Origin of the sequence: Bacillus nitratireducens (assembly GCF_036320425.1) — a bacterium.
In the GTDB taxonomy this organism is placed as follows: Bacteria; Bacillota; Bacilli; order Bacillales; family Bacillaceae_G; genus Bacillus_A; species Bacillus_A nitratireducens.
The window spans coordinates 121,159-133,549 of the sequence record NZ_JAUMJO010000007.1 but is presented as its reverse complement, the minus strand read 5'-3'; the positions used below and the strand labels follow the sequence as shown (position 1 = coordinate 133,549).

The following is a 12,391-nucleotide window of genomic DNA, read 5'->3' as shown; positions in this document are numbered from 1 at the left end:
TCTATAATAACTTATGCTACATCACTTTAAAGTAACTCCCTACGCTGGCATTATCCAGATCAGGTTGAGGGTCGATGTATACTTACATCCTCTCAGCCAATTGGCTCCCCGGTTCTTAATTCGTTTTCATTGTAGCATGATTCATTTTATTGAACAAATAAAAGCACGTATAATCATTTCATTTAACTTTTGAATTCCCCTATTAACTCTTGTAACTCCTGTGAAAGCCAGCTTAAAGAACTGGCTAATTCAGCAATATCTTGTACAGACATTTCCTGTTCTTTCATACTTTCTTCAATATTATTACTACTATTTGCATACGTATTTGCAATAAGTGATAGTTCATTTACAACACGAACAATATTTTGGCTATTTTGCAATATATCACTTGAATTGCTAGAAACAACTCTAACTTGATTTGTAACAGATTGTGCTGATTTTGAAATTTTTTCAAAGAAAGCACCACTACTTTGAAAAAGTTTAATTCCGGATTCTACTTCTTTTGAAGCTTTTTGTATTGAAACAACAGCTTCTTCCGTTTCAACTTGCGTTTCCCCTATTAATTTAGCTATGTCTTTTGCTGATGCTTCCGTTTTCTCTGCTAATTTACGAACTTCATCGGCAACAACTGCAAATCCTCGCCCAGCTGCCCCAGCACGTGATGCTTCAATGGAAGCATTTAAAGCTAGTAAGTTCGTTTGATTTGAAATACCTGTAATTACAGTTACAATGTCACTTATTTCTTTTGACCTTGTTTCTAACGAGTAAATGATAGAAGATAAATCTTGTACTGCATTTTGGATTAAACTCATTTGATTAATGATTTGTTCAATAACACCATTTTCTTTTATTGAATGATGCTTCGTACCTTCAGACTCTTTCGCCATTTGTTTTGCAGTATTAGTTATCTCTTCCATCCTATCTTCCATTTCATATACAATACCTAAATACTTTGGTACTGAAGTTTCTTGTGATTGAACGCCAGCCCTTAACTCAACTATAGAACTTACGATTCCTTGGACTGCCATGCTATTCTCTTTCGTACTCACTGACAATTCTTGCGAAGATAAGGAAACCTGTTCTGCTGTCTGCTTCACTTTATCTATAATTCCTTTAAACTTCTCAATGGTATTATTAAAATACGCATTAATAATACCAATATCATCTGGTCTTTCCTCTAATTTAATACTTAAATCACCTTCACCGACTCTGCGCAATCCTTCACGCAAATCCCGTAATGGAGCAAGTGCGTTACGCACAATTAAGAATTGAATAACAGTTGCAATTAAAACAGAAATACAAATAAACATTAAGCCTTGTATAATGAACTTTTCTTTTGTACTAGGAACAATAGAAGCATCTACATCAGCTGCAACAAGTGCCACAATGTTACCTTCTCCATCTTTAATCGGCTCTAATATCGTTACCCATGTTCCTAATGCGTCTTCATATACTTCTGTCATGTTTGCTTTTTTTGTGCTCATTACTTTATCATATGCTTCCATCCAAAGATCTGGTTGTTTATAATATTCTCCCGGCCTTACTTCAACAACATTTGCTAAACCTGTAGACAAATCAATGATTTGTAGCTCACCTTTTTCATTTTTTTTCGCTCCAACAATATACGTTTGTCCAACACTGTTCAATTCTTCCGTTGATTCATCTAATTTCTCTGTTAACTTCTCTCTCTTTTCTCTTTCTGCCGTTGGGTCTTTTGCAACATCTCTCAATATTTCCGCGTCTAATTTATGTAATATCGTATCTCCTGTTTCAAAAGAATGCCTTTCAAATATAGACATCATACTATTTTGAAACATGTTAAAACTTAACGCTCCCATAGTACCAACAAGCGTCAAAATAACTAACACAGTTAACAATACATTTTTTTGAAGAAATGATAGCTTGTGCCAATTTTTTTTCATTAACATCACCTTTCTTAATTAACTTAATTTAAAGTAAAACTATTAAAATATAAACCTTATTAATAAATGACAACAATTCTTATTTGTCTACAAATAAAAAAAAGACCAATGAAAAGAGCATTGGTCAAGACCAACCCTATCCGTCCGGTAACTGGCTAGCATAGTCGTTTGACCTTAGCCCCTGTAGTTTTGCGTCCTCATGTTTCCATCAGTTTGCCTTTCTCGCTGAACGAGTTGAACGATATGGGAGTTCTATGAGAATTAAAATATTCTCTTTCAAAGATTACAACATAAAAATTAAAATGTCCACTTATTTAGAGATGCAAATATAAAGTTTTAATGTATTATTTTTTCGAAATAATTTAACAAAGTTCGTGAATGTTACATTTCTTGTGTTATATAATAAAAAACGTATACAACACAAGGATTATTCCGGATATTCATTTAATTTTCATTCAAATTAAACTATTCGAATATATCTTAACTTACGAATTTCGGAGGTAGTTTATTATGTTTTGGCTACAATTTCTTACGTTACTACTCTGCATTTTTATTGGCGCACGCTTAGGTGGAGTTGGTCTAGGAGTAATGGGTGGCGTTGGTATGGCAATACTTGTTTTCGTCTTCCACTTACAACCTACAGCTCCTCCTATTGATGTAATGCTTATGATTTTAGCAGTAATTACAGCTGCCGGTGCTTTGCAAGCTGCTGGAGGAATGGATTATCTTGTCCATCTCGCTGAGAAAGCATTACGAAAAAACCCAAAGCGCATTACATTCTTTGCTCCTATTGTTACTTATTTATTCACACTATGCGCAGGAACAGGTCATGTCGCTTATTCTGTACTTCCTGTTATCGCCGAAGTATCTCGTGAATCAGGAATTAGACCTGAACGACCTATGTCAATTGCCGTTATCGCTTCACAGCAGGCAATTACAGCTAGTCCAATATCGGCTGCAACAGTTGCACTGTTAGCAATGTTAGCCGACTATAAAATCACCTTGTTAGATATTTTAAAAGTCAGTATCCCTTCTACTTTCATCGCTTGTATGGTAGCTGCATTCGTTGCTAGTAAAATGGGAAAAGAATTAAATGAAGATCCTGAATACTTGAAGCGATTAAAAGAGGGAATGATCCCTAAACTTGAAGAGAAAAAAGAATTTGTGGGTGCAAAAGGCGCTAAATTATCAGTTATCCTTTTCCTAGTAGGAACTTTCCTTGTCGTACTTCTTGGTTCATTTGAAGCACTTCGTCCGGGATGGATGGTTGACGGGAAGTTAGCTCGTCTTTCCATGCCAAACACAATTGAAATGGTTATGTTAACTATCGCAGCTCTTATTATTATTTTCTGTAAACCAAATGTAGAAAGCATTGTGTCTGGTAACGTCTTTAAAGCGGGGGCAACAGCAGTTGTTGCTATTTTTGGTATCGCTTGGATGGGAGATACGTTCTTCAACGGAAACTTAAATATGATTCAAGGATCAATTCAACACTTAGTGACTAGTGCACCATGGCTGTTTGCTATCGCATTATTCATTCTATCTATTTTACTGTATAGCCAAGCAGCAACAGTTCGTGCTTTAATGCCACTTGGACTATCACTTGGTATTCCACCAGCTTTACTAATTGCAATGTTCCCTGCAGTAAATGGATACTTCTTCATTCCAAACTACGGGACAATTGTTGCTGCAATTAATTTTGATCGCACTGGTACAACAGGAATTGGTAAGTATGTTTTAAATCATAGCTTTATGATTCCTGGCCTAATCGCAACCTTTACTTCTATCGGAATTGGAATGCTCTTAATTTCAATTATGTTTTAAATTAAAGCACAAACCTACAATTTTAAAAGGTTTGTGCTTTTTTAATCAAACGTTTGTTTAAATAAACGAAACAACTTTTTTACAAATCTACAAACTCTTACTTACTTCCTCTACTAGCTTCTTCGTACTCTCATACGCAGATTCCACTAAACTAATCGCAGAAATAACAGAGACACCATCCGCACCGGCTTCTATAACCGAAGCAGTATTTTCAATCGTAATCCCACCGATACCAACAATCGGTATCATAATTCCTTGTTCTCTAAAGTGGGCTAAACCTTTCGTTCCTTGAACTGCTTTCGTATCTTTTTTCGTACTCGTTGGGAAAATAGGGCCAACACCTAAATAATCAGCTCCGTTTTCAATTGCCCAGCGTGCTTCTTCAATTGTATGGGTAGATACACCCACAATTTTATCTCCCATTTTTTCACGAACAGAAGTAATTCCTTCATCATCTTGTCCAACATGCACGCCATCTGCATCTAACTCAAGAGCTAGTTCCACATCATCATTTACGATGAATGGTACACCGTACTCCTTACAAATTGCTTGTAGTTCTTTTGCGAAACAAATACGTTTCTCTCCCGTTAAAGCGCCTTCCCCCTTTTCACGAAATTGAAAAATTGTTATACCGCCTTCTAGTGCATCTCTCAATACTTGTAGTGGCTCCTTCGTACAATTGTTACTTCCCATAATAAAATATACCGATAATAATCTAGACATTTCAGCCTTTGTAATACGCGGCATCTCGTTCCCCTCCTTACTATATAAGCTCAATCTTCCCATATTTCTTAATATCATCTGAAGTTGTATTCGCTAACTGATTTAAAAATTCAATTTGGAAACTACCAGGTCCCTTTTCCACTGTCTTAGCAGCTGCCAGTTCCGCAGCTACACCATAAAACGTTAATGCCGCTACTGCTGCCTTTACATAATCCTTTTCTACTGCTACAAATGCTCCTATTACAGAAGTTAGTAAACAACCTGTTCCAGTCACTTTCGTTAAAATAGGATGGCCATTTCGAATAAGAATAGTTCGCTCTCCGTCTGTAACAACGTCTTCTTCTCCAGTAATTACCGCAACTGTATTTAATTCATCCGCTGCCTGTTTTGCAATATTTACAACATTACCATTTCCAGTACCAGCGTCTACACCTTTAATTTCCCATTTTTCATTAATAACATTAGCAATTTCAGCTGCATTCCCGCGGATAACTGCTAAATCGATTTCAGCTGGAATATGTCTCGCAACTTCTGTTCGATAAGAAGTTGCTCCTGCCCCAACTGGATCAAATAATACTGGTACACCATTTGTATTTGCCGATTTACCAGCAAGTAACATCGCTTCTACCTCTTCAGGACGAAGTGTGCCCATATTTAAAACAAGAGCTCCCGCAATGCTAGCCATTTCTGCTACTTCTTCTTTTGCATACGCCATTACAGGCGATGCCCCTAATGCTAATAAACCGTTTGCTGTAAAATTTATTACAACAACATTTGTAATATTATGAACGAGCGGATTAGACTCTCTTACCAAATCCACTACTTTACTAATTTCTTTCATATTCATCCTTTTCATCTCCTAACTATAGTGGTGGGAGATACACAAAAAGGCACTTTGCGCGTACGCAAAGTGCCTGAACATGTGCTTTTACACTCTCCCTACGCTGGCATTATCCAACAGGTTCAAATGGTCAATGACGGACTAGTAGTCATACTCTCAGTTTGCATCCACAAACTCCCATGTGTTTATTATTCATCTACTTCAAAGTCTACTCTTATTCTAGTAAAATAACAAGTTCTTTCCTTCTATAGAATGATAGAGATCATAACTCTCCTGGTCTAACCATTCTTCGCCTTTATATAATAAAAATGAAATTCATTTACAATGTCAATGGATACCCCTTAAAATCTGACATTTATATAAGTAAAACCCTCCTCGGTATATTTCATCACAAATAACTCAAACCGTCAGCAAGACTGAATAGAATAAAGATGTATGCTATATTTAACGTATGGAAATTTGAAAGGATGTTTTTAAATATGGCAAAAAGTATTGTAATTGCTGAAAAACCTTCTGTTGCACGTGATATCGCACGTGTACTGAAATGTGATAAAAAAGGGAACGGCTATCTTGAAGGTAGTAAATATATTGTTACTTGGGCTTTAGGTCATCTCGTTACATTAGCTGATCCAGAAAGCTATGATGTGAAATATAAACAGTGGAATTTAGAAGATTTACCAATGCTACCGGAGCGTTTAAAACTAACCGTTATTAAACAAACAGGGAAACAGTTTAACGCTGTAAAAAGTCAGCTTCTTAGAAAAGATGTAAATGAAATCATTATAGCTACTGACGCTGATTTATCTCTATAAAATATAATTGCACATAAATCCTAAAACACCTTTCATCCTTGATTTAACAATGATATCTAATACTTTTTACAATTGCACATAAAAAGAAGCACATAATTTATCTTTAAATTATGTGCTTTTTATTTATTAAATGAAGTATTTTATATTTAAATATTATAAAATTAAACTGGATATAATAGGAATTAAGAGGAGGATTTTATGTACATTTCGGAGTTAACAATAAACAATTTTAGATCGTTTAACAAAAAAACAACGCTAAATTTTAATGATGGGATTAATGTAATTATTGGGCAAAATAATGCTGGTAAAACAACTGTAATAAAAGCATTAGATATACTCTTTAACAATTCTTCTAGTAAGAGGTTGAACATTAACGATTTTAATCGTAGTGCCTCGATTGAAGAACTAAAAGTGTGCCCACCTAAAATATATATATCTGCCAAACTACAAGAATCTGAAAATGAAGGTGAATACTCAGATGAATTAGTGACAGTAGCTACCTGGTTAACAACCCTTAATACACCGTATGAAGCTACAATTACTTATGAGTATTTCTTACCTGAAAAAGAAGCAGCTGAATATACAAATTTGATGAAAAAAATATCGACTGAAGATATTAATCAATATTGGAAAGCTATTGAACATAATTTCTTAAAAAAGTATGTTCATAGAGTATACGTTGGAAATCCTGAATTCAAAAATTCTGTACAGAATGATGAAATAAATCGTTTTGATTTTCAATTTTTAACTGCAATTCGTGATGTCGAAAGAGATTTATTCAAAGGAAATAACAGCCTTTTAAGAGAAGTAATAGACTTTTTTATGGACTACGATATTAAAAGTAACAGTGAGTTAGAAAAAAAGGAAAAAATAGAACAAATTCAAAAGAAAAAAAGAGACTTTTCAGTTGAATCAAAGAAGATAATTGAATCACTTCAGCAACGTATGAGAAACGGTGAAGAACAAATTTTAAAGTATGTCAATAATACTGGGGCTGGAATTGATGAATCTAAACCCTCATTTGATGGAGAAATTTTGGACACCGAATTATATTCAGCATTAAGACTCATTGTCGAAAAAGAATCTGGAATTAAGCTACCTGCCATTAGCAATGGGCTAGGCTATAATAATTTAATTTACATCTCCCTTTTACTATCAAAAATGCAAAAAGATGCTTCTGGAGAATATTTAGGGTCAAATGCTAAAGTGTTCTCCATATTAGCTATTGAGGAACCGGAAGCACATTTACATCCAAGTATGCAATATAAGTTTTTACAATTTCTAAAAGAAAATAAAGATTCAGATGTTAACCAAATATTTATTACTTCACATTCCCCAAATATAACTGCTGCAGTTGATTTAGAAGATATTTTAGTTATTCAAAAAATTAATGAAGAAATTAAAATAGCATATCCAAGTAAAGTATTCAATGATTCAAATGAGGAAGATGTCATATCCCGAAATTACGTAAAAAGATTTTTAGATGTAACAAAAGCAGATTTATTTTTTGCGCAAAATGTAATTCTAGTTGAGGGTATCGCTGAACAACTTGTACTTCCTGAATTCGCAGCCTCAATGGATTTGAATTTAGCGGACAGCCATACCACAATATTGAATATTGGTGGAAGATATTTTAATCATTTCTTAAAATTATTTGATACTAACCGCTGCGAATTTGCCTTAACAAAAAAAGTAGCGTGCATAACTGATCTAGATCCAGTTAGAAAACTAAAAGATGCTGCAGATGAGGATAGCAATTGGAAAAAGTGTCTTCCCATATTTTTGGACATACAACCAGAAGACTATGAATATAAACAAACTTCTAATTCACTCGTGGCGACATATAGCCATAGTGATTCGAAAATTAAAGTTTTTACCCAGACACATGGACAAAGCTCTACATTTGAATATGATTTGATTTTAAAAAATCCGAATTGTACAAAATTAATAACCCCTTCAGTTTCTAATGCCCAAGAGCTTAAAGATTTAATGGACCTTGTTGCAAAAGATAAACCTATAAAGGAAATAGTTGAAAGAATAAGAAAAAATGCCTTTAAAGACGAGCTTTTAAACTTGCTTACTCTTGGATTGTTAAAAGATGCGTTAAGCGTAAAGAAAGGCATAATTGCTAGTCGATACCTATTATCTATCTCTAAAGGAGAAGCGGCTCAGGAGATTGCTTATGTCATAAGTACAGCTGACCAGGGCTTAATTGAACCACCAGATTATATAAGCGAGGCGATAAAATGGATTTGTCAGTAGCCACGGAATTAAAAAATAGTAACAGTATAATACCAATTAATGAGCATTTTAAATTATATGCTGGACCCGGTGCAGGAAAAACCACTTTTTTAACCAATCATATTAAAAGAATTCTACATCAATCAACTAAACTTGGAAAAGCAAAAAAAATTGCTTGTATTACTTATACAAATACTGCCGTTAATACTCTTGTCAATAAACTCGAAGATTCTATTGAATCATTAGAAATATGCACAATACATAGCTTCTGCTATAAGCACATTGTCAAACCATACATTTGGATTTTAGAAGATTCACCTTTACCTATTGATAAAATAGATGGGCATGAACAAATTAAGCTACGGCACAGTCAAATTAATCAATTAAAAGTTGAAATTGGACAAAGTTATTTAAATGATGTGAAATTATGTGAGGCGCTAAATAAACTTCAATGGGTTTTAGACGATGAAATACCAACATTAAAATTTTTAAATGCTTATGATGGTAAGACAGAAAATTATTTTCTAAAAAAAAGTGCTTATTATAAATATAAACAATTATATTGGTCTGAAGGAAAATTAAGTCATGATGATGTCCTTTATTTTGCGTATAAAATTTTACAAGAAAACATACGAATAATAGATATTATTAGAGCTAAATTCCCCTATATTTTAATTGATGAGTTTCAAGACACTAGTCCATTACAAACAGCAATTATTGAATTAATTGGGCAAAAAGAAGTTAATATAGGAGTAATAGGTGACTTATGCCAATCAATTTATTCTTTTCAAGGGGCAAACGTAGAATTATTTGAGATGTTTTCAATTGAAAATATGAAATTATATATTTTAAAGGATAATCATCGATCAAGTAACGAGATTATAAATGTACTTAATCATATGCGTAAAAATAAAGACTTTGAGCAATCCTCTCCCACTCATAAATCTGGTGATCTTCCTACTATACTGGTAGGAGCTAAGAAAAGTGCTTATCATTACTTGAATAATAAATCAAAAAATCCAGTTGTACTATCATATAAAAGTGAAAACTCAAAGTCCGTTGAATATGAAACAGATTTAATTGAAGATATGGATTTCAATATTATTCTTCAAGATTCAAATAATGAAAGAGGCTGGAGAATTTTTCATATAATTCAATCTATCGAATTAGCTAAGCAGTTTCAATTAAAAGAGGCTTTAAGACTCATGAAAATTGCTTATCGAAAAGATGGGTCTTTTACTGATAAAGAGGCTTTTGTTAACTTAAAAAGATTTTTAAATATGTACAATAAATTTGAAACCAAAAGCATTACTTACTTCCACAACGAGTTAATTGTAGGGGAATACAATGTTAAGGGACGTATTTCGAGAGGAGCAGCAAAAACATTATATGATGGTTTAACTTATAGAAAAGTTGCCCTCCAAATGAAGGTTTTAGATGACTTAAGTGATTTTAAAACAATCCACCAATCTAAAGGAGATGAATTTGAAAATATTTTAGTAATAGTTCCTCCCCAAAAACAAGGAACAGAGCTAAACTTTCTGCTTTCACCTAACATGGATATAGAAGTGCATAGAGTTTATTATGTTGCACTAAGTAGGGCAATGTCTGGACTCTATATTAATGTTGAGAAATTAGAAGAAAAAGAAAAAGAAGCACTCATAAAAATTGGTTTTGAAATAATACAGGTAGATAAATCAGCTGAAATAAATATTACTACTAAGGAACTAGTTAATTCCCTATAATAGCCTAGATATTTCAACTAAGAAGAGAGCGTCAAAGACATATTTATTAAATATCAGCTGTCCCTGGATTTGTTTATAAAATAAAAAAATCCAGGGACTTTAATAATATAAAATCAATTCAGTGAATATTTTTACATATTTATCCATAATGGCAACCCCTATATAATATAACTATAGAAACTCTTTAAATTGAAATTCTAGATTAATATGATATAAGGTAATTTTTAAATCTTTATTTGATAACAATATCAATTTGATTCACTGATATAATTTGTCATGCCGTCCTCAGATACAATTACAATTAAAGTTTTAAATTTTTCATGCTTATAAATATTATTCTTTAAAGTTTTAAGATATCTATGTGCTGAATTGTATCTTGCACCTCTAGCTATATCGGTTTCAGTATCTATGTATGATAAGCCATCTAGAATTACGCCCATTGAAAAGCAGTAACATTCTGGATTTATTAATACCGCTCCATCTATATTACTTATTGAATACATAATAGGTTTTTCTAAGTATTTAGGTTCAATATTAAAACTTTCATTTTCTAACCTTTTCGATTCTTTTTCTGCAATATCAGAAATAACTAACATTGTACCATGTTTTTGTCCCATTGCACTTTCAACAATTTTCCACAGCTCATCTTTATGTGTATTAAAATCAGAGAATATAGATCCCACTTTAAAAAAACTTTCGAACTCCGCTTTTTGTTTTGCACGTCCATAATCTCCAAATAAAATATTATATGAAGAGCTACTTATTAACTTTTCACCAGAAAAGAACAATTCCCACTGCTGATATTTTATGAAATTTATTCTAAGCAAATCCTTGTTGTCCTTGATATTTCCCAAGCCCTTAATTTCGCCTGTATCCTTGTTAACTATTAAATGTAAATCATTTGAGGTAGTCTCTAACAGTTTTCTTACCTTTCTCGTTTGATTAAGTGGTATGGGATTTTTAAACTTTAGAATGATATTTGTTTTTTTCATATCCTCTCTAGTCACTAAGTACATGGACCCATTAGCCTCACTTCCTTCATACTTTAGATTTGCATATTCTTCTAAGGCACTTAAATTTAATTTATAATTCGTAATATCCATTAAAAAACGATTAACAGATTCATTTATAATAACTTTAGAATTTGAGTAAGTATCATCAAAATCAAATTCGTAGTATTTATCTCCGTCTAAATCAAAATTGATACTATATTGTTGACTAAACCAAGTATTTACATCTTCCAATAGTTTTATGGTGTTTATCCTAAAGAGTAAATCCTCTTCATACAGTCTAGAGCCTTTGGTGTTAATTTTAATTTTCACTTCTATAAAACAATTTTTAAAAACATTAAACATTTCAGTCTTTAACTTAAGATAATAATGTTCTTCATTCCCAATTGTTTTAACCTTAATATTCTTGTGAGCATCGTATGTAAGATCGCGAAGTAATTCAATAACTTCTTTTTCTATTAACCTTGATGAAAAGGCATCAAATATGCCATATTCTATATTACCGTAAATAATATTAACTTCGAAAGGCAATGCTAATTCTTCTAAATTATTATAAAATCTGCTAATAATCTTCCGAATTACCTCCCTAATTACAGCAATTATCTCTTTTTCATTATCAATATTACTTTCCGTTGGTATTAATTTAAATGTTGGTGTAATTCTCATGCCATTCACCCTTTATTGAGTATTTTAGATGCTTTTGAAATAAATTTATCATTTGTATCTTTAAAATAAATTTTGATTAAAAATATCATATAAACCTTCATTTTACGGAAAAAATAAAGGAATCCATTTTGTGATGAACTTTCCTTTTTATAAAAAGGTTTGCTCATTCTTTATGATTGTTATTAAAGAAAAGCACCCATTAGCTTAAAATTGAGAAACTAAGCCTTAAAATTTGCATTAATCCAAATTCCAAAATGGGATATTTACAGAACTAGTTGCTGTTGACCTTGCTCCTTTTGATGTATTGCAAGTTTCACAAAGTAATTGAAAATTTGAAGCATCATTGCTGCCGAAAAGCTGCAATGGAACAATATGATCAATATGTATTGTGTTTTGTGGTCTAATTAATTTTGTAAGATCGCAACGACATTCTGGGTTTGAGCAAGTTCCTTTCTAAAGTTTTCAAAAGCATTTCGTCCAGCCTCATAAAAATATCCAATAGCTAATCCAGCCAAACCGATACCAGAACTTAATGCCAAATGTTCATCTTTTAATACTGCCATTTATTTCTCCCCTTTTTCTTCTAACTATAAAGCTTTAGATTTTT

At 32.6% G+C, this 12,391-nt stretch carries 9 protein-coding genes, 1 pseudogene and 3 riboswitches; of the genes and pseudogenes, 4 read left to right on the top strand and 6 right to left on the bottom strand.

Annotated features, from left to right (window positions below; all coding sequences use genetic code 11):
- Positions 1-19: 19 nt before the first annotated feature.
- Positions 20-121: riboswitch (TPP riboswitch) on the bottom strand.
- A gap of 61 nt (positions 122-182) precedes the next feature.
- On the bottom strand, positions 183-1,922 hold the full coding sequence (locus Q3V31_RS23965) for a methyl-accepting chemotaxis protein (protein WP_329767388.1): 1,740 nt from the start codon (positions 1,920-1,922) through the stop codon (positions 183-185).
- A 143-nt stretch (positions 1,923-2,065) separates the two neighbouring features.
- Positions 2,066-2,150: riboswitch (cyclic di-GMP riboswitch) on the bottom strand.
- 282 nt (positions 2,151-2,432) lie between these two features.
- Here Q3V31_RS23965 and Q3V31_RS23960 point away from each other — a divergent pair.
- A complete protein-coding gene (locus Q3V31_RS23960; protein WP_000498716.1) occupies positions 2,433-3,746 on the top strand; it encodes an anaerobic C4-dicarboxylate transporter family protein in 1,314 nt (437 codons plus the stop codon).
- An 87-nt stretch (positions 3,747-3,833) separates the two neighbouring features.
- Here the strand turns inward: Q3V31_RS23960 and thiE are convergent, their stop codons facing one another.
- A complete protein-coding gene (thiE, locus tag Q3V31_RS23955) occupies positions 3,834-4,493 on the bottom strand; it encodes a thiamine phosphate synthase (RefSeq protein WP_329767387.1) in 660 nt (219 codons plus the stop codon).
- A 16-nt stretch (positions 4,494-4,509) separates the two neighbouring features.
- Entirely contained in the window at positions 4,510-5,316 is an 807-nt protein-coding gene (thiM, locus tag Q3V31_RS23950) for a hydroxyethylthiazole kinase (protein ID WP_329767386.1), read from the bottom strand.
- 72 nt (positions 5,317-5,388) lie between these two features.
- Positions 5,389-5,501, bottom strand: a riboswitch (TPP riboswitch).
- A 288-nt stretch (positions 5,502-5,789) separates the two neighbouring features.
- Between thiM and Q3V31_RS23945 the strand changes: the two are divergent.
- The 3 genes and pseudogenes from Q3V31_RS23945 to Q3V31_RS23935 all read left to right on the top strand — a co-directional run.
- Positions 5,790-6,107 (top strand): annotated as a pseudogene (locus tag Q3V31_RS23945) (toprim domain-containing protein); the annotation flags it as partial.
- 213 nt (positions 6,108-6,320) lie between these two features.
- Positions 6,321-8,384, top strand: coding sequence for an ATP-dependent nuclease (locus Q3V31_RS23940; protein WP_329767385.1), 2,064 nt, complete (start codon positions 6,321-6,323; stop codon positions 8,382-8,384).
- Positions 8,369-10,108, top strand: coding sequence for an ATP-dependent helicase (locus Q3V31_RS23935; RefSeq protein WP_329767384.1), 1,740 nt, complete (start codon positions 8,369-8,371; stop codon positions 10,106-10,108). Before Q3V31_RS23940 ends, Q3V31_RS23935 begins: the two co-directional genes overlap by 16 nt.
- Positions 10,109-10,356: 248 nt before the next feature.
- On the opposite strand, the gene Q3V31_RS23930 is transcribed toward Q3V31_RS23935, so the two are convergent.
- From Q3V31_RS23930 to Q3V31_RS23920, 3 genes are all read right to left on the bottom strand, one after another.
- Complete coding sequence (locus Q3V31_RS23930) at positions 10,357-11,784, bottom strand: diadenylate cyclase (protein ID WP_329767383.1); 1,428 nt, start codon at positions 11,782-11,784, stop codon at positions 10,357-10,359.
- A gap of 237 nt (positions 11,785-12,021) precedes the next feature.
- Complete coding sequence (locus tag Q3V31_RS23925; protein ID WP_329767411.1) at positions 12,022-12,171, bottom strand: HNH endonuclease; 150 nt, start codon at positions 12,169-12,171, stop codon at positions 12,022-12,024.
- Between the two features lie 17 nt (positions 12,172-12,188).
- Positions 12,189-12,347, bottom strand: a complete 159-nt coding sequence (locus tag Q3V31_RS23920) for a hypothetical protein (protein ID WP_329767382.1) — start codon at positions 12,345-12,347, stop codon at positions 12,189-12,191.
- Positions 12,348-12,391: the final 44 nt, after the last annotated feature.

Excerpts from the sequence above, each read along its gene's own strand:
- Q3V31_RS23965 (WP_329767388.1), bottom strand. The coding sequence starts at position 1,922 with ATGAAAAAAAATTGGCACAAGCTATCATTTCTTCAAAAAAATGTATTG.
- Q3V31_RS23940 (WP_329767385.1), top strand. The coding sequence starts at position 6,321 with ATGTACATTTCGGAGTTAACAATAAACAATTTTAGATCGTTTAACAAA.
- thiE (WP_329767387.1), bottom strand. The coding sequence starts at position 4,493 with ATGCCGCGTATTACAAAGGCTGAAATGTCTAGATTATTATCGGTATAT.
- Q3V31_RS23930 (WP_329767383.1), bottom strand. The coding sequence starts at position 11,784 with ATGAGAATTACACCAACATTTAAATTAATACCAACGGAAAGTAATATT.
- Q3V31_RS23920 (WP_329767382.1), bottom strand. The coding sequence starts at position 12,347 with ATGGCAGTATTAAAAGATGAACATTTGGCATTAAGTTCTGGTATCGGT.
- thiM (WP_329767386.1), bottom strand. The coding sequence starts at position 5,316 with ATGAATATGAAAGAAATTAGTAAAGTAGTGGATTTGGTAAGAGAGTCT.
- Q3V31_RS23960 (WP_000498716.1), top strand. The coding sequence starts at position 2,433 with ATGTTTTGGCTACAATTTCTTACGTTACTACTCTGCATTTTTATTGGC.
- Q3V31_RS23935 (WP_329767384.1), top strand. The coding sequence starts at position 8,369 with ATGGATTTGTCAGTAGCCACGGAATTAAAAAATAGTAACAGTATAATA.